The sequence below is a fragment of the Rhizobium sp. WSM409 genome (assembly GCF_057653825.1).
Map to the genome: position 1 here is coordinate 2,444,756 of NZ_CM172794.1, position 15,954 is coordinate 2,460,709.

The following is a 15,954-nucleotide window of genomic DNA, read 5'->3' on the forward strand; positions in this document are numbered from 1 at the left end:
CAAGGCAATCCCTCAACGGCAGCTCGGCTCGCCCCCACAAAGTCAGGTCTTGTCCGGGGGCAGAGCTCTCTATAGTTTCTGCAAACAAGCTCGCGGCGCCCGTGAAGAAGCCCAGAGAGATGCCATGTCCTCCATAACAGCAGACAATGCGGGACAGTATGGCGACAGCAGGAAGCTCGCCGCGCGGGCTCGACTGCATAGCCAATACACCATCGCCGAGACGGCCTGGTTTCCATGGGTTGCGGCGCAACTGTCCCTGAAGCCAGGCGATCGTGTCCTCGACGTCGGCTGCGGACCGGCCTGGTTCTGGGCAGCCACGGCAGGTCTGCTGCCGGAGAATCTTGACCTGACGCTCGCCGACCTTTCGCAAGGCATGGTCGACGAGGCGGTGGCGCGTTGCAGCACCCTGCCATTCGGCTCCGTCCGGGGCTGCCAGGCCGACGCAGCCGCGCTCCCCTTTGAAGATGACGCTTTCGATGCCGTGGTCGCGATGCATATGCTCTATCATCTGCCCGACCCGGCCGCAGGCATCGCGGATATGTCAAGAGTGCTGAGGCCGGGCGGCTTGCTCGCGGTCACAACCAACGGCGCCGGCAATATGCGCGAGATCTACGCGCTGACGACCGTATTCGGCAGCGCTCCATCCGACCCGGCTGCCGAAGCCTTTGGATATGACGCTGCCGAACGATCGATGCGGTCGCAGTTTGGAAACGTGACCATGTCGCAGCATCCGGCGAGCCTGCGGATCACTGAGCCCGAGGATGTCTTCCTGGCGCTCACCTCCTATCCGCCCGGCGACGGCGCCAGCGAGCTCCAGCTCACCAGGTTCCGTCAAGCCGTTGCCGATGCCTTCAGCCAACGCAACGGCATGCTTGAGGTCAGCAAAGAGACTGCGCTGTTCCTGAGCAGAAAGACGGCCTGATCGGTGTCTTGGGGCGGTCAGACCTTCTCTTTCTTCCTGATTTTTTCCTTCGGTTCGACCGGCGCATCGGGCGTCGGCGCCAACAGCTTGCGCAGTGACGAGATCTTGTCTTTCACCAGCGGCCGGAACCGCGTCGCGCGATAAGGCATGTCGGCCGCGCCATAACCTTCCGGCCCGTCATCATTGCCGCGGTTGATCTCCGCGAGCTTCACCCCGATGAAGGTGCCGTCGATATAATGCGTATATTCGCCCACCCAGCGGATCGTATAGATCTCGCCCTTGCGGATCAGTTGGTCGATGCTGACATGCTTGAAGGTATCGTTGATGCAGACGACCTTCTGGCCGACATGGAAATCATAGCTCATGGATCAAACTCTCGAAACGGCAATCCGCTTGGCCGATCTATAGCGTGCCCTGCGGCGGGGATGAACCGTTTTCTGCCAGCCCGGCCCAATTGCGGCCGCAACATCGGCACCCGCCGCATGGTGTAGGAGGACAGGCATCAGTCGCAATAGGCCTTACCGCTCTTGCGGGAGCGAAGATCGAAGTGGAAGTGGTTCCAATGCTCCGGGTTGCTGCCGGGGCCGAGCACGGTGTTGAAATAGCGGCAGCTGTCGCTGCGCACCGCCTTCAGCAGCCGCCCCTCACGCAGCGAGAACAGGCCCTTCTTGCGCACGTCGATCTCGTGGCCGTTCTTCAGCACGAACTTGCCGACGTCGATGGCGTTGCCGCGGGCGTGTTCCGACATCGGATTGTATTTCTGCCGGCTGTTGTTCATGCGCCGGCAGGAATAGCCGCCGAGCGGCTGGATCGTCTTGATGCCGGACCAGTAACGATAGCGGGCGGACGGCGCCAGTTCGTTTTTCACCCATTTGGCGAAGGCAAGCGTCACCTGACAGTTCAGCGTTACGGCCGGGCGGACGCCGATATTGCCGGAAAGCCCCTTCAACGACACGGGATAGGGCACCTGGCAGGCCGGCCCATTCGAGATCGGTGGCTTGTCGTCGAAGAGCACGCCCATGCGCTTCAGCTCGCGCCGGCAGGCAAGCTCGGAGGACGGCATGACGCTGGGATCGACGGGTGCTGCCGGCTCGCTCATCATCGGATTATTCGGCCGCAGCATCGCGACCTCTTCGCTCTCGTCCTCTTCGGGAACACGTGATGGCGCCACCACAGGGCTGCCGTCGTTCCAGGCGGGCGCCCGGCTCATCTGTGCCTCGGCCGCCGGCTGCGGCATCGCCTGCGGTACGGGCTGGCGCATCGGCTGGTTGAGTTGCGTTGGATTGTCGGTGCCGATGCCGTCGACAACAGGCTCGGTGGCATTGCCCTCGGCGATCTGCTGCTGTTGTTCCTGTGCCAGCCCGACGACCGGCTCCGCCCCGAGATCGTCATCCATGTTGACGCCGCCGGACGGGATCGCAAGATCTTGCGTGCCGCCCCAGTTCTGGTTCTGCTGCGCCAGCGCCTCGTCGCTGTCGATCATCGGCAGCTTACGTCCCGGTGCGGTTTGCGGCGGAGCGGCTCGTGCCGCGTGGCCGGTGCCGGCGAGGTTTGGCGTGTCGAGGTAATCGACGGAGCCCTGGCTATTGCCGACGGGCGCGCTGGAAACCGGATAGGAGGCCTGGCTTTCCACCGGCGCCATTCGGACCGAAGGCGCCATGCGCGCCGCTGGTGCCCGCGCGGGCGAGATCGAACTGACCCTGGTGCCGTTGTCGACATTGGCGGGCGGCACCAGTCCGTCGCTGATCGAACAGGTCGTCAGCGCCGCCGAGAGGATAACGGGCAAAAGGGTTCGCCGAGGAAAGGAAACAAACGCCATACTCTTATCGCTTCCGCAGGCTGGCTGGGCAGTGACCGAAAAAACTCACTCCAATTTTAATTAAAAACGGTGAATGAAAACTTACCGGCACAATCTGAACGCGACGGATTGAAAAAGGCCGGTTTCCCGGCCTTTCATCTCTCCGCTTCCTCACGCTGCCCGTGTGTATCGGGTCACCGCCGACTGCTCGGCGCGCAGGCGGAAATTCGAAAGCAGCGTCTTCAACTGAGTGCTCTCGTCGGCGAGCGTGCGGCTTGCCGCCGTCGTCTCCTCGACCATGGCGGCATTCTGCTGCGTCATCTGGTCCATGTGATTGACGGAGCCGTTGATCTCGTTCAGCCCGGTCGACTGCTCGCGCGCCGCCGTCGCGATTGATGCGACGTGATCGTTGACCTGGTTGACCAGCGCCTCGATCTCCAGCAGCGCTTCGCCCGTCGAGCGCACCAGCGCCACCCCACCCTCGACCTCCGTCGCCGACCGGCTGATCAGTTCCTTGATCTCCTTGGCCGCATTGGCGGAACGCTGGGCGAGTTCGCGCACTTCCTGGGCGACGACGGCAAAGCCGCGGCCCGCCTCGCCCGCCCGCGCAGCCTCGACGCCGGCATTCAGCGCCAGAAGGTTCGTCTGGAAGGCGATTTCGTCGATGACCGAGATGATCTGACCGATGCGGTTGGAGGAATCCTCGATCCTGCCCATCGCCGTCACCGCATTGCGGACGATCTCGCCGGATTTTCCGGCACTCGCCTTGGTCTCGGCCACCATCTCGCGCGCCTCGTTCGCCCGTTCGGATGCCGTCTTGACCGTCGCGGTGATCTCGTCGAGCGCTGCCGCCGTCTCTTCGAGTGCGGCCGCCTGCTGCTCCGTGCGCTTTGACAGGTTGCCGGTTGCCTCGCTGATGTCGGAAGCGCTTTCGTTGACGACATGGCTCGATTCGGCGATCGCATGGATGACGCCGTTCAGCGCATCGACGGCGGCGTTGAAATCGCTCCTCAGCTTGGCGTAATCCTCGCCGATATCGCCGATCGCAACCGTGAGGTCGCCGCCCGCCAGCTTCTCAAGGCCGACGCCGAGCGCCTGCATCGCTTGGGTTTGCCGCTCGGATGCTGAACGCAGGCTTGCCTCGTTGCCGCGGCGCTCTTCCTCGATCTGCTGCTGTCTTTCGTCTTCCCGCCCGCGCAACGCGCTGCGCTCGTCGACGGAATCGCGCAGCACCAGCAGCGCCTTGGCCATCTGGCCGATCTCGTCGCGACGGTCGCTGCCTGATATCTCCACCGATGCTTCTTCGGCCGCAATCGCGTTCATCGCCGCCTTCAGCCGGGCGATCGGTGCAGTCACGCTACGCACGATGGCATAGGCGATGGCAATCGTTGCGGCGGCGCCAAGCAGGCAGAGCAGCGCGGCCCACATCGCGTTCTGGCGATAGAGCGCGGCAAGGTCATCCGCATAGACACCGGTGCCGACGATCCAGCCCCAGGGCTCGAAACCTGCGACATAGGAATATTTCAGCACTGGCTGGTCGGCGCCCGGCTTCGGCCAAAGATAATCGACGAAGCCCTTGCCGTCCTTCTTCACCTTGTTGACGAACTCGACGAACAGGAACTTGCCGGTCGGATCCTTCATCTGGGAGATATCGGTGCCGTTCAGCTGCGGCTTGATCGGGTGCATCACCATGGTGGGGTGCATGTCGTTGATCCAGAAATAACCGTCGGCGCCGTAGCGCATCGCGCCGATCACGTCCTTGGCGGCCGCCTGCGCCTGTTCGCGGGTCATCGTGCCCGCCTGTTCCATCTTGTAATATTTGTCGAAGATGCCGAGCGCCGTTGCATCCATTTGCGCCAGCCCCGCCTTCCGCTCCGCTTCCAGCTCAGAATAGGAATAGTTCAGAAAGAAGACCATCGTCGCAGCGAGCACGGCAAGCGCGAATGCGACGAGGCAGTAAAGGCGGGTGGAAATCTTGACGTTGCGCATGAGGTTCCCGGCGATTCTTGTATTTGAGATCGATCGCATTCTGAATTGCCGGTATTACTGGAGCGTAAAGCTTAATTAGAAAAATATTAAATAACGTAAGGTCAGGTGAAAGCTGCAAAATTCAACCATTTGAAATCGAATGAAATTTCAATCGGAAACGGCAGCAACATTTTTCCCGTCGGCCGTCCGTAGCGCTTGGCCTTGCCGTCTTTTACACCCCACAGCCTTTGCACTAGGGTGCTTCCCAGTGAATCGCCGGCCCGTGGCCCGCACCAGATGGAGAAGACTTGATGACCGATGCCGCCAAGCCGAGAGGCGAACTGACGCTGAGGACGCTTGCCATGCCGGGCGACGCCAATCCGGCCGGCGATATCTTCGGTGGCTGGGTCATGGCGCAGATGGACCTTGCCTCAGGCATCCGTGCGGCCGAGCGCGCCAAGGGCCGCGTCGTCACCGCCGCCGTCAAAGAGATGGCCTTCGAGCTGCCGGTCAAGATCGGCGACACGCTTTCCGTCTATACTGATATCGACCGTGTCGGCCGCACCTCGATCACGCTGATCGTCGAAGCCTGGGCGCATCGTTCGCGCTACAACCAGCAGGAAAAGGTCACCGCCGGCACCTTCATCATGGTGGCACTCGACGAAGAGGGCAAACCGAAGCAAGTCCCCGAGGAGTGACAGCCTAAGGATCGAAAGCATGGAAACGGTCGGCTCGCCGGAAGTCTTCCTTCACATCAAGGTGGTGATGGGCATGGTCATCAGCCTTTCACTCGCCAGAGTGCTCACCGGCCTTGCCGGCATCGTCCAGCATCCCGCCAAGGCCAAGGTCTATCCCATCCATCTCGGCTGGGCGCTGTCGATGTTCCTGTTCATCATCCATATCTGGTGGTGGGAATATCGCCTGCAGGCGGTGCCGGCGATCGGCTTCGGCATCTATCTCTTCCTCATCTGCTTCTGCAGTCTGTTCTTCCTGCTCTGCGCCCTGCTCTTTCCTGCCTCGCTCGACGAATATGGCGGCTACGAGGAATATTTCATCTCGCGGCGCAAATGGTTCTTCGGCATCCTCGGCCTCACCTACGCCGTCGATATTCTCGACACGGCAATCAAGGGCCATGAGCGCATCCTCTCGCTCGGCTGGGAGTACCCAGCCCGCAACATCATCTACATCCTCCTCTGCGCCATCGCCGCCTGGACCCCCAACCGCCGCTTCCACACCGCCTTCATCATCGCCAACCTGATCTACCAGATCAGCTTCATTTTCAGGCTTTATGATGTGTTGGGGTGAGGCCCGGTCCCGCTTCGCGGGAGTGATCGATCCAGTGGATCGATCACAGGGCCGAACGCCCTGAGCCGTGCGAAGGGCCGGGCGGCGGCGATACACAGCCTCTCCTTCATTCCTGTGCCTGTCAAAGGAATCCAGTGCGCCCAAGTCCTTGGGCGCGGGAGAGTCCCTTCGTTCTGGCAAGTCATTCACGGCGCGGACACGCCGTGGCTGGATTCCTGTGACGAGCACAGGAATGACGGAAGAGAGGTTGCCCCCTCACCGCCACAGCATCACCGCCAGCGCGAATATCACACGCGCGGGCACCCTAATCACCCCCCGAAGCCAGACGACCGCATAATGAGCAGCGCACGCACACGTCCCCAGGATCGCGATGTGATGCAGGAAGAACCCGATCGTGGACTCCTGGAAGTCCCAGAAATCGATCGATGGCCGGGCAATGAGCCTGTCTCCGATTCCCATGACGAACAGGCTGTGGATGCCCCACGCCGCTATTGCGCTCGCGGCTACGCGAAGGGAAGCGGTCCTGATCGGGTTTGGGGCACCGACCCGCAGCAATCTGCCTATGACCGCCATGATCATCGACCAGTGGAGGCCGAGATGGGCGGCTGCGAGGATGAACACCCAATAGGCCGCAAGGATGTGAATTTCGCGCGCCGTCGGCCGGCCGCTGACGGGAAGGAAAGCAAACACGCTGCGCGATATCAGCAGACTGGTCACCAGCAAAGCTGATATCGCCAAGGCGATCGAGATATTCGAAGCAATTGTCAGAAAGCTCCGCTTGCCGCGCTCCACCTTCGGAAGCCTCGCCCACCACCGCCTGTTGAAGACGTTGTGCGATAGGAGAAGGATGAACATGCTGGTGCCGATCAGCTCATGCGAGGTGTTGTCGAGCCACCAGTAGGCGAGCGCGGCCAAGAGCAGCCCAGCGGCGGTGAAGTCAAGCACGAGGCGGATCACGAAAAAAGGACTCACGATGCGACGCCCTCGCCGGAGATTCGATCCGGCCTAGTCAATGACGGCTCCGTCAAACTCCTTGAGAGCGTCGAGCGTGTAGAGGAAGTCTTCGTCGGCCCTGGACGAATGACAGGATTGGCATCGCGCCGTATTCTCGGCCATGTTGACGCCGCCGTCAGGCTTGAACCATTGGAACTGCCAGTCGCCAGTGCGACGGTCTTCGTCATAATCGCTGCCCCAGCCGGAACCCTTTTCCATGACGAAGGTGCGATAGATTTCCCCATCACGGTAATCGACCAGCACGAAGTGCGTACCGTCTGGAACGGGCTGCCCATTCTTCACAGCCTCGATCGCTTCGTTCGTCGTCATGATGTGTTCGGTCACGTTGCCGCGCCTGACGGTCGTGTAATGGACAAGGCCCGCCAATTCGGGCAGCGTCGTCCGGTTCGGTTCGGCATCGACGTTCCAGCCGACCAGAACTACGGCGCCGGCCATGGCAAAGAGAATGGAAATGCGCTTGATGAGATGACGCATGGATGTCTTTTCCTGGTTTTGTGCGGAACATTCGGGCGACCGGCTTCGGCAAAAGCGGCAGGCCAATCGCCTCATTCACGTCCGAAGACGTCCTTAGCGACGGCAACGGCCGAGACCGCATTCGGCCAGCCGGCGTAGAAGGCAAGGTGGGTGATCGTCTCGATCAGCTCGTCCTCGGACACACCGTTCTGGCGGGCCATGGCTAGATGGGATCTGAGCTGGTCGGGCCGGTTCATTGCGATCAGCGCGGCAACGGTCACCAGGCTGCGATCCCGCTTCGACAACTGCGGGCGCTCCCATATGTCGCCATAAAGGACGTCGTCGGTCAGTTCAGCCAGCTTCGGCGCGGTCGCACCCATCAGTTGCTGGGCGCGCGAACGCCGGGACTTGTCGTCGCCTTCGGCCGGTGCCTGAGCGCTGACGACGCCCGGCAGAACAGCCAGCATCATGCTGGCGGACAGCATCAAGTTTCCCAACAGTTGTTTCATGGTCTTCACCTCATAATTTCCGAGATCAGTCGAGCTTCTTCTCGCTAAGGAAAGCCGAGACCAGGTCGGCGATCTCTACGTTGTTCAGGTCGGAGAACGCGAAGTGGGTGTTGCCGCGGATGCCGATCTCGGGAAGGTGCACGACGGTGACATCACCGCCATGCTTGTTCACCGTATCGCGCCACAGGCGGGCCATTGCCAGGCGTACCCGCCAGCTGTCCTGCGCCGGCATCGTCGTCGGCTGGTCTGGGATGTTGTCGCCGTAATAGATGACGATCGGGATCTTCGTCAGTTTGATAAAGTCATCCATCGGTACCGGCACGCCCTTCAGCGTGTCGAAGGCGCTCGGCATATCGGCGGGAACCTCGCCTGCCGGGAACACGAAGCTGCTGCCGGGTTCGAAGGCGACGACGGCTTTGACCTTGTCGCTCTTGATGGCCGTCAGCCAGCCCGGTCCGCCGCCCTGCGAATGGGTGAAAAGAATGCCGGGACCGATTTTCTCGAACAGCTTTGCCACCGCATTCGACACAACGTCCATATCGAACGGCCCGATGTTCGGCGTCATCGCACGGAAGTACTGGTTCAGCGCTTCCGGATCGCGGGAGAATTGCACGCCGTCGAAATAGGTCGGCCAGGTGCCGACGCGAAACTGGTTGAACCAGAGCTGCTCGTCCGCTGTCGGCTTCACCACCGTCTCGGCCATGCTCCGCCCGGCGCCGCCCCGGCGCGGCTGGTCGACGAGATAGGTGGAGAAACCTCGACGCAGGAAGATGTTCTGGAAGCCCTCGCGGCCGTCGGGCGTCGTCTCCCAGGTCTTGGAGAATTGTCCGGCACCGTGCCACATCACGATCGGATACTGACGCGGGTTTGCCGGCACCTGATAGAAGGCAAAGGCATGATCGCCGTGATAGGTCTGCCCTGAGGGATCGAGAGGTTTCAGCGGATCGAAGGTTCCGGGCGCCGTCGTACTGGTTCCCCCGACGGCAAAGCTGCCCTGCTCCTCGATGACCAATGGCTCGGGCTTTGCCGCATCGGCAGCCGTCGCCAATGGCGCGGCAAGCTGCGCTGAGGCAAGCAGCAATGCGGCCAGGGTGTTGGACAATCCATATCGCATGTCGGCTTCTCGCTTCGTTTCAGATGGCGAGAAGGTAACGGCATCGGACCGAAAGGATTAGACGCCTCGGACAGCTAGGGTCTATTAGGTAGACTAATTAATCACAAGCTGTTGATAAGCCGTGATGGAATAAAATCGGCATTACTTTCCTCTATAGCGGAGCGCATCGACGAACAGGGTGAAGGCGGGAGATGCATGCCGCCTGTTCGGATAGTAGAGATGGTATCCTGGAAAGGGCTGGCACCAGTCCTCCAGAATCCGGATCAGCCGCCCGTCTTCAATGTAGGACTGAACCTGGTCCTCAGGCATGTAGGCCAGCCCCAGTCCGTCCAGCACGGCGCCGATCCGCATGGCGATGTTGTTGAACACCGTCTGGCCCTCGACACGGACGCGCAGTTCACGTCCATCCTTCTCGAATTCCCAGGGATATATCGTTCCGTGTGTCGGCAGCCGCATATTGATGCAGTTGTGAGCCGTCAGATCCTGCGGGATATCCGGGCGCGGATGGTGCTCGAAATAGGAGGGCGCTCCAACAACTGCCATGCATATTTCAGGACCGATCCGGACCGCGATCATGTCCTTTGCCAAATGCTCGCCGAGCCTGATGCCGGCGTCGTAGCGCTCGGCGACGATGTCGGTCAGGCCGTAGTCGACGATCACCTCGACATTGATATCCGGATGATCAGGAAGAAACCGCGCCAATGCTGGGGCAAGGACGGAAATCGCAGGATGCTCGCCTGCCGTGATGCGAATCGTGCCAGCCGGCCGCTCACGCATTTCGCTCAAGGCGGCGATCTCGAACTGGATCTCCTCGAATCTGGGTCCGACCCGCTCCAACAGACGTTCTCCTGCCTGTGTCGGCGACACGCTTCTGGTCGTGCGGGTCAAAAGGCGCAGCCCGAGCTTCTCTTCGAGACCGCGTACCGTCTGGCTCAACGCCGACTGCGACACGCCGAGCTTCGCGGCCGCCCGGGTAAAACTCCGTTCCCGGGCGACGGTCAGAAAGGCCACGAGTTCGTTGAAATTGTTGTCCAGGGGCATTCATTAGTCCGTCTTATAGGTCCATGCGCATTACAGCATCTAATCGAAAGCTGACACGAGGACTAAGTTCGCGTCAACCCGACGGCAAGCCCGGCTGCTCCCGCACCGCGGAACGGACTGCCCGAGCCCATGCAAAACCAGGAACGGATACGACCATGAAAAGACGCAATATCGGCGGCCTCGAAGTCTCGGCACTTGGTCTCGGCTGCATGAGCATGAGTGCCGCTTACGGCCCGCCCGCCGACGAGGGCGACATGATCAAATTGATGCGCACCGCCCATCAGCAGGGCGTCACCTTGTTCGACACGGCCGAAGCCTATGGCCCTTTCGTCAATGAAGAGCTTGTCGGCAAAGCGCTCGCACCGATCCGCGACCAGGTGGTCATCGCCACCAAATTCGGCTTTGATATCGATCAGCAAACAGGTGAACGCCGCGGCGGCACCAACAGCCGCCCCGAACATGTCAAGGCGGTTGCCGATGCCTGCCTGCGCCGTCTGAAGACGGACCACATCGACCTGTTCTACCAGCACCGCGTCGATCCCGACGTGCCGATCGAAGACGTGGCCGGTGCCGTCAAGGACCTGATCGCAGCCGGCAAGGTCAAACATTTCGGTCTTTCCGAAGCCGGCGTCCAGACGATCCGCCGCGCCCATGCCGTTCAAAAAGTCACCGCCGTCCAGAGTGAATATTCGCTCTTCTGGCGCGGCCCCGAGGCGGAACTGCTGCCCACCCTTGAGGAACTCGGCATCGGCTTCGTGCCCTTCAGCCCACTCGGCGCAGGCTTCCTGACCGGCAAGATCGACGAGAACACCAAGTTCGATCCAAGCGATTTCCGCAACAGCGTGCCGCGTTTTTCGCTCGAGGCGCGCAAGGCCAATTTTGCACTCGTCGACCTGATCAGGCGTATCGGCGACCGCAAGGGCGCAACGCCCGCGCAAATCGCCCTCTCCTGGCTGCTGGCCCAAAAGCCATGGATCGTCCCGATCCCGGGTACAACGAAGCAGCACCGGCTGGAAGAAAATCTCGGGGCGATAGACGTCGACCTGCTGCCCGAGGACCTCGCCGAAATCGATGCCGCCCTCTCCGGCATCGAGGTTCACGGCGAGCGGCTTCCCGAGGCAGCGCTCAAGATGACCGGCCGATAGCGCCTGTCGCCGATGCCGCCCGGCCCTTCGCTTGGGCTCAGGGCGTTCGGCCCTGCGATCGATTCACTGGATCGATCGCTCCCGCTTTGCGGGACCGTGCCTCACCCACGCAGAAACTGCGACCCTTTGTCGAACCCCAGCCCCGGAAAGATCTTCCCGGTCAAATCATCGGCGCTTACATCGAACTGCCGGTAGAGCATTGCCGCGGCGAGCTCGCGCACGTCGGCGGTCGGCATCAGGTCGCGGTCGTCGAGCAGTTGGCCGTCGCCGATGCCCGGCCAACGGCCGAGGATGCGGCCGCCGTTGATGGTGCCGCCTGATAGCAGCGCGCAGCCGCCGGTGCCGTGGTCGGTGCCGGCTGAGCCGTTCTGACGCACAGTGCGGCCGAACTCGGTCATGGCAAGCACCACCGTCTTTGCCCAGATCTCAGGCCCGAGCGTGGTCTTCAACGTATTGATCGCCTGCGAAAGGTCCTGCACCGGCCGCTTGAACTGGCCGGCCTGGCCGATATGCGTGTCCCAGCCTGATATCGAGAAGCTGGCGATGCGGTAATCGCCCTTCAGCATGTTGGCCGCGAGCGCCGCCACATCGGCGATCTTTGCGCCGCGCTGGCCCTCCGGCTCGATGATCATCGAGGCGCTATTGGCCCGCGTCGCCTCGGCAAGCGCCTCGGCGAACGGCGGATCGCCGGCATAGAGCCGCGCCAGGAACTGCATCTCGTCACGCGCCGGCGCCAGATTGGAATCCGACGCCCAGACATCGACATTGTTGGGTCCGGAGAGGATCAGCTCCGTCGAAGTGTTGATGTCGATCGCCTTGCGCGCATCCGAGCGCGGAATGACGGCGAGCGCCCGGTTCAGCCAGCCGGTCTTTTCCTCGGCGACATGCTCGCCGCCGGATTCCAGCATGTCCTGCCCGTCGAAATGGCTGCGCTGGTCGCGGTAGGGCGTCGACACCGCGTGCACGAAGGCAAGCTCGCGGCTCTTCCACAGCGGCATCAGCTCTGCGGCAGCCGGATTGAGGCCGAAATGGCCATCTAGATCGAGAAGTCCGGTATCGGGCGTCAGCGCCAGTGTCGGCCTAAGCGCCGCAAAGCCGGCATCGCCATAGGGCTGCACCAGATCCAGCCCGTCCATCGCGCCGCGCAGCACGATGGTGACGAAACGCTTGTCACCCGGCATCGCCGCGAAAGTGACCGGCGTGAAGGCGGGGGCAGCGGCAAGACAGCAGGCAGAGGTCAGAAAGCCGCGGCGGGACAGCGAAATCCGGTTCATGGGCATCGTCATTGGCGGGCCTCCTAAGCAGGTTCCGGAAAAGTGTCCGACGGTTTTCCAGCCAGAACCTGCGACAAAACAAAGGAGCTAAGCAGACGAAGCGTTGGCTTGCCAACGAAAGTCTGCTCAGCGGCGATTGAATTCGGGCGATGCCAGCACCAGCGTCAACCCGCTGATCTTGTTCGGCGCCTGCGACACCACGCGGATCGTCTCGTCTCGGGCGGCATCGGCAAGCGTCGACTTCAGGAATTCGCGCGGATCCTCATCCCGGCCGAACTGGGCTGCGGCCCGCCTTGCCCAGGCCAGCCGCTCGGCGAGCTGGCTGCCGGTGATCCAGGCGGAGAAGCCTTCCTCGAAACCGGCCGGACTCGGCGGCAGCCAGGTCGGCTGGCCCATGCGCCTGAGTGCCCCCTGCCCCAGCGCCCGCGCCGTCTGGAAGGCTTTGAGGCGCTTCTCCCTTGCCTCGCCGGCGGGATCGGTCGTCACCGGCGATCCAGCCATGCCAGGCGTATTCGCCGCCATGTCGCCCTCGTCCGTGCCCTGCTGGTTGGCCGCCAGGAAACTGCCGACAACGCCGTTGACCGGTCCCGCATTCAACGCCCTCAGGCCGGTGACGACATAGTCGAAAGGCTGGCGCGCCTTGGCGCCCTCGTCGCGCCAGGCGGCGGGATGGTCGAGCATGGCGGTGTAGACGGCGGTCAGGTCGCCATCCGTTTTCTTCCAGGCTTCGGCCATGTCGGACACCATCCCCTCATCGGGCTGGTCGGCGATGAAATGCACCGCCAGCTTGCGGCTGATATGCGCCGCCGTCTTCGGATGGAGGGCGAGATCGTCGAGCATGTCGAGATAATCGTCGCGCGAGCGCCTGCGCCCGCCATAACTGACGCCGAGCACCTCATGTGTCCCGGGCTCCGAAATATTCGGCCGGAACGCGATGTCCATCTCCTTGCGGTCGATGGTGAGCCCCGTCAGCACCATGGCTGCCGCCGTGACGTCCGCTTGACTATAGCCGCTGCCGGCGCCGAGCGTGTGCAGTTCCAGCAGTTCGCGGCCGAGATTTTCATTGAGCCCCTTGTTGCGCTTGATGCCGCCGGCCGAATCCGGCCCGAGCGAATCCGCCTGATCGAGATAGATCAGCATGGCCGGATGGGCGGTGGCATTGCGCAAGAGATCGCCGAACGTGCCTGATATGAACGGCCGGATCGCCTCGGCCTCGTAGAGCGGCACGATGAGGCGCATCGGCAGGCTCTTGTTGGCGCTGGTGGAGAAATGATTGGTCCAGAAGGTCGAAAGCCTCTCGTAGAAGCCGTACGGCGACAACACGGCCTGCATCAGCCGCAGGTTCGCATCGTGCTGGAATTGCTGCTGCGCCTGACGCTGCACCCCTTTGCGCATCTCGCGCTGCGTCGTATCGTCGGTCACCGTCTTGGCGTCTTGTCGGATCTGCTGCAACTGCTCCTGCAGGCTGAGGATCGCCTGGTGGCGCATGTTGGGGCCGCCGAGGGGAAAGTCCGGCGTCGCCGCCGCCCCCTTGCGCAGCTGGTCGATGAGCTCGTCCTTGCTGCTCGGCGGCGCCTCGCCCGGCCGGAAACCATAGCCGAACCGGATCGCCGCCATGGTCGGGAAAGACAGGCTCATGGCCGTTCACCTCATGATCACCGCTAAAGCAATTCCAGCAAAAGCGCGTCGCGGTTTTGCGTCCGGAATTGCGTCAAACAAACGTCAGAGCATTTCCGCGACCCGGAAATGCTTGAACTGACAGGCTGCCAGCCGATTGCGACGCCAATCTGTAGGAAATGTGGCGATATCTAGACATGGACAATTTGTAATCTATTGAAAAGGCTAAAGTTTATGCACGAAAGATGAAAGATGCCCCGATTGCGATCAGGGCGAAGCCGATCGCATGGTTCCAGGTCAGGTTCTCGCCGAGCCAGAAGATCGAGAAGCCGGCAAAGACGATCAGCGTGATCACCTCCTGCATCGTCTTCAGCTGTGCTGTCGTATAGACCGCCGAACCGATACGGTTGGCCGGCACCGCCAGGCAATATTCGAAAAAGGCGATGCCCCAGCTGACGATGATGGCGAGGAAGATGGCGCTGTTCTTGTGCTTGAGATGCCCGTACCAGGCAAATGTCATGAAGATGTTGGAGGCAAACAGCATGACGACGGGCCAGAGGGCGGCGGGAGAAAATGACATGGAAAAACTCGGGGCTGCGGAGGGGAAGGTTTCATCCGGCAGCAGGAGATCGATGCCGGCAGCCCTTACCTAGCATGGCGGCGTTCGGCGACAAGCCCCACAACGCTCGAGGACGGTCGGCATATCGTCACGCCATCGAGGCGATGCGGATGGCCGGCAGGTCGCGCGGCGGCTCGCCTTCCAGGCCCAGAAATCGCCCCAGAACTGGACTCGCAAGAGCATGATACCTCTGTGATAAGATCATGCATTTTTGCTACTTCATGTTGAAACGAATCAACGTGTTGGATCAGGTAGCGTGGACATTGGGGGCGACATGGACACTACACCGCAGATGCCGCCTCTGCCTTCCCGCCACTTCTGGCGACGCTTCGCTGCCTATACCGTCGACATCATCATCTTTCAGGCTGCCATCCTCATAGCCGTCTACTACTTTTCAACGATTTCTCCCTTGGACTTCCTTTTGCACGGCCGGACTTCCATGGAATGCAGCGAGGCGGTGCCCGATCAACTTGCACAGCGAATTGACGCGGGATGGCCGTTGAGAGCCACGGAAATTCGCACCAGTGAGATTTGCGAGGTAAGTCAAATCGATTGGCGAAAACAGAAATATTTGCAAATAAATGTTGCAATCGAGCCTTGGGACTACGTGACACCGGCGCAGGTGCTAACCATCCCTATCGACGCAAACAACTATCCACTGACCAAAACCATACCTGCATATTCCAGCTTGATGTCAGGCATAGCCAACACCGCACTGATAGCCTTGGCTTTCGCCTGTTTTTCTGCCAATAGCCGCCGCACATTCGGAAAGGCGGTTTTCTTCCTGAGAGTCCAATCCGTCGATGGAAAAAATCCCGACTTCGGCACCGCGTTTAAACGCGAGATCCTGAAATTCAGCCCGAATCTTCTTTTCAGCGCCGCCGTTTTCGCAATCTCGCTGCTCCCGGTCTATCCCACGGAAGACTTCGACGCGTTGCTTGGAATGTTCCGCAGCGGATACACGCCTGAGGACCATGGCACCGCCAAATCGTACTTTATCTGGACTATAGCGGTCGTGGCTTGGTGGGTATGGCCGTTCATCGTCTGGAAGGGACAGACATTTTACGATCGCATCTGCGCCTGCAAGGTGGTGAGTGCCTGAAAGGCATCCGGGATCGGGCAACAGGGCACAAAGAAAGGCCGGCGACAACTGCCGCCGGCCTTCGTAACCGCAG

16 protein-coding genes are annotated in these 15,954 nt (G+C 61.4%); 5 read left to right on the forward strand and 11 right to left on the reverse strand.

Going from position 1 to position 15,954, the window contains the following annotated elements:
• Positions 1-124: 124 nt before the first annotated feature.
• Positions 125-922 carry a class I SAM-dependent methyltransferase gene (locus AC25BC_RS12285; protein ID WP_012757919.1) on the forward strand — a complete coding sequence of 266 codons (798 nt, stop codon included), beginning with the start codon at positions 125-127 and terminating at the stop codon, positions 920-922.
• A 17-nt stretch (positions 923-939) separates the two neighbouring features.
• Here the strand turns inward: AC25BC_RS12285 and AC25BC_RS12290 are convergent, their stop codons facing one another.
• The 3 genes from AC25BC_RS12290 to AC25BC_RS12300 form a co-directional block, all read right to left on the reverse strand.
• Positions 940-1,287 carry a CAP-Gly domain-containing protein gene (locus AC25BC_RS12290; protein ID WP_012757920.1) on the reverse strand — a complete coding sequence of 116 codons (348 nt, stop codon included), beginning with the start codon at positions 1,285-1,287 and terminating at the stop codon, positions 940-942.
• 137 nt (positions 1,288-1,424) lie between these two features.
• Positions 1,425-2,741, reverse strand: coding sequence for an extensin-like domain-containing protein (locus AC25BC_RS12295; protein ID WP_113545882.1), 1,317 nt, complete (start codon positions 2,739-2,741; stop codon positions 1,425-1,427).
• 150 nt (positions 2,742-2,891) lie between these two features.
• Positions 2,892-4,709 carry a methyl-accepting chemotaxis protein gene (locus AC25BC_RS12300; RefSeq protein WP_012757922.1) on the reverse strand — a complete coding sequence of 606 codons (1,818 nt, stop codon included), beginning with the start codon at positions 4,707-4,709 and terminating at the stop codon, positions 2,892-2,894.
• A gap of 290 nt (positions 4,710-4,999) precedes the next feature.
• Between AC25BC_RS12300 and AC25BC_RS12305 the strand changes: the two genes are divergently transcribed.
• Together AC25BC_RS12305 and AC25BC_RS12310 are read left to right on the forward strand one after the other, a co-directional pair.
• Complete coding sequence (locus AC25BC_RS12305; protein WP_012757923.1) at positions 5,000-5,386, forward strand: acyl-CoA thioesterase; 387 nt, start codon at positions 5,000-5,002, stop codon at positions 5,384-5,386.
• A 19-nt stretch (positions 5,387-5,405) separates the two neighbouring features.
• The gene (locus tag AC25BC_RS12310) at positions 5,406-5,993 is read left to right on the forward strand and encodes a hypothetical protein (RefSeq protein WP_012757924.1); all 588 of its coding nucleotides are present in this window, start codon (positions 5,406-5,408) and stop codon (positions 5,991-5,993) included.
• A gap of 255 nt (positions 5,994-6,248) precedes the next feature.
• On the opposite strand, the gene AC25BC_RS12315 is transcribed toward AC25BC_RS12310, so the two are convergent.
• The 5 genes from AC25BC_RS12315 to AC25BC_RS12335 all read right to left on the reverse strand — a co-directional run bounded on the left by AC25BC_RS12315 (position 6,249) and on the right by AC25BC_RS12335 (position 10,124).
• Entirely contained in the window at positions 6,249-6,965 is a 717-nt protein-coding gene (locus AC25BC_RS12315; protein ID WP_012757925.1) for a DUF4405 domain-containing protein, read from the reverse strand.
• Between the two features lie 33 nt (positions 6,966-6,998).
• Entirely contained in the window at positions 6,999-7,481 is a 483-nt protein-coding gene (locus AC25BC_RS12320; RefSeq protein WP_113545884.1) for a cytochrome P460 family protein, read from the reverse strand.
• Between the two features lie 71 nt (positions 7,482-7,552).
• A complete protein-coding gene (locus tag AC25BC_RS12325; protein ID WP_012757927.1) occupies positions 7,553-7,969 on the reverse strand; it encodes a carboxymuconolactone decarboxylase family protein in 417 nt (138 codons plus the stop codon).
• Between the two features lie 25 nt (positions 7,970-7,994).
• On the reverse strand, positions 7,995-9,083 hold the full coding sequence (locus AC25BC_RS12330) for an alpha/beta hydrolase (protein ID WP_128438389.1): 1,089 nt from the start codon (positions 9,081-9,083) through the stop codon (positions 7,995-7,997).
• Positions 9,084-9,224: 141 nt separating this feature from the next.
• A complete protein-coding gene (locus AC25BC_RS12335; protein ID WP_012757929.1) occupies positions 9,225-10,124 on the reverse strand; it encodes a LysR family transcriptional regulator in 900 nt (299 codons plus the stop codon).
• A 155-nt stretch (positions 10,125-10,279) separates the two neighbouring features.
• On the opposite strand from AC25BC_RS12335, the gene AC25BC_RS12340 reads away from it, so the two are divergent.
• Positions 10,280-11,269, forward strand: coding sequence for an aldo/keto reductase (locus tag AC25BC_RS12340; RefSeq protein ID WP_017994438.1), 990 nt, complete (start codon positions 10,280-10,282; stop codon positions 11,267-11,269).
• A 101-nt stretch (positions 11,270-11,370) separates the two neighbouring features.
• On the opposite strand, the gene AC25BC_RS12345 is transcribed toward AC25BC_RS12340, so the two are convergent.
• The 3 genes from AC25BC_RS12345 to AC25BC_RS12355 form a co-directional block, all read right to left on the reverse strand.
• Positions 11,371-12,555 (reverse strand): DUF1501 domain-containing protein, encoded by a 1,185-nt coding sequence (locus AC25BC_RS12345; RefSeq protein ID WP_128438388.1) that lies wholly within the window; start codon positions 12,553-12,555, stop codon positions 11,371-11,373.
• A 114-nt stretch (positions 12,556-12,669) separates the two neighbouring features.
• Positions 12,670-14,181: a DUF1800 domain-containing protein gene (locus AC25BC_RS12350; protein ID WP_012757932.1), complete on the reverse strand. Its 1,512-nt coding sequence runs from the start codon at positions 14,179-14,181 to the stop codon at positions 12,670-12,672.
• Between the two features lie 211 nt (positions 14,182-14,392).
• Complete coding sequence (locus AC25BC_RS12355) at positions 14,393-14,740, reverse strand: DMT family protein (RefSeq protein ID WP_012757933.1); 348 nt, start codon at positions 14,738-14,740, stop codon at positions 14,393-14,395.
• A 313-nt stretch (positions 14,741-15,053) separates the two neighbouring features.
• Between AC25BC_RS12355 and AC25BC_RS12360 the strand changes: the two genes are divergently transcribed.
• On the forward strand, positions 15,054-15,881 hold the full coding sequence (locus AC25BC_RS12360; RefSeq protein WP_012757934.1) for an RDD family protein: 828 nt from the start codon (positions 15,054-15,056) through the stop codon (positions 15,879-15,881).
• The last annotated feature ends 73 nt before the right edge of the window (positions 15,882-15,954 follow it).

Bases quoted from the DNA above. Each gene is read 5' to 3' on its own strand.
- AC25BC_RS12290 (WP_012757920.1), bottom strand. From the start codon at position 1,287: ATGAGCTATGATTTCCATGTCGGCCAGAAGGTCGTCTGCATCAACGAT.
- AC25BC_RS12295 (WP_113545882.1), bottom strand. From the start codon at position 2,741: ATGGCGTTTGTTTCCTTTCCTCGGCGAACCCTTTTGCCCGTTATCCTC.
- AC25BC_RS12355 (WP_012757933.1), bottom strand. From the start codon at position 14,740: ATGTCATTTTCTCCCGCCGCCCTCTGGCCCGTCGTCATGCTGTTTGCC.
- AC25BC_RS12345 (WP_128438388.1), bottom strand. From the start codon at position 12,555: ATGACGATGCCCATGAACCGGATTTCGCTGTCCCGCCGCGGCTTTCTG.
- AC25BC_RS12360 (WP_012757934.1), top strand. From the start codon at position 15,054: ATGGACACTACACCGCAGATGCCGCCTCTGCCTTCCCGCCACTTCTGG.
- AC25BC_RS12325 (WP_012757927.1), bottom strand. From the start codon at position 7,969: ATGAAACAACTGTTGGGAAACTTGATGCTGTCCGCCAGCATGATGCTG.
- AC25BC_RS12335 (WP_012757929.1), bottom strand. From the start codon at position 10,124: ATGCCCCTGGACAACAATTTCAACGAACTCGTGGCCTTTCTGACCGTC.
- AC25BC_RS12310 (WP_012757924.1), top strand. From the start codon at position 5,406: ATGGAAACGGTCGGCTCGCCGGAAGTCTTCCTTCACATCAAGGTGGTG.
- AC25BC_RS12300 (WP_012757922.1), bottom strand. From the start codon at position 4,709: ATGCGCAACGTCAAGATTTCCACCCGCCTTTACTGCCTCGTCGCATTC.
- AC25BC_RS12305 (WP_012757923.1), top strand. From the start codon at position 5,000: ATGACCGATGCCGCCAAGCCGAGAGGCGAACTGACGCTGAGGACGCTT.
- AC25BC_RS12340 (WP_017994438.1), top strand. From the start codon at position 10,280: ATGAAAAGACGCAATATCGGCGGCCTCGAAGTCTCGGCACTTGGTCTC.
- AC25BC_RS12285 (WP_012757919.1), top strand. From the start codon at position 125: ATGTCCTCCATAACAGCAGACAATGCGGGACAGTATGGCGACAGCAGG.
- AC25BC_RS12350 (WP_012757932.1), bottom strand. From the start codon at position 14,181: ATGAGCCTGTCTTTCCCGACCATGGCGGCGATCCGGTTCGGCTATGGT.
- AC25BC_RS12330 (WP_128438389.1), bottom strand. From the start codon at position 9,083: ATGCGATATGGATTGTCCAACACCCTGGCCGCATTGCTGCTTGCCTCA.
- AC25BC_RS12320 (WP_113545884.1), bottom strand. From the start codon at position 7,481: ATGCGTCATCTCATCAAGCGCATTTCCATTCTCTTTGCCATGGCCGGC.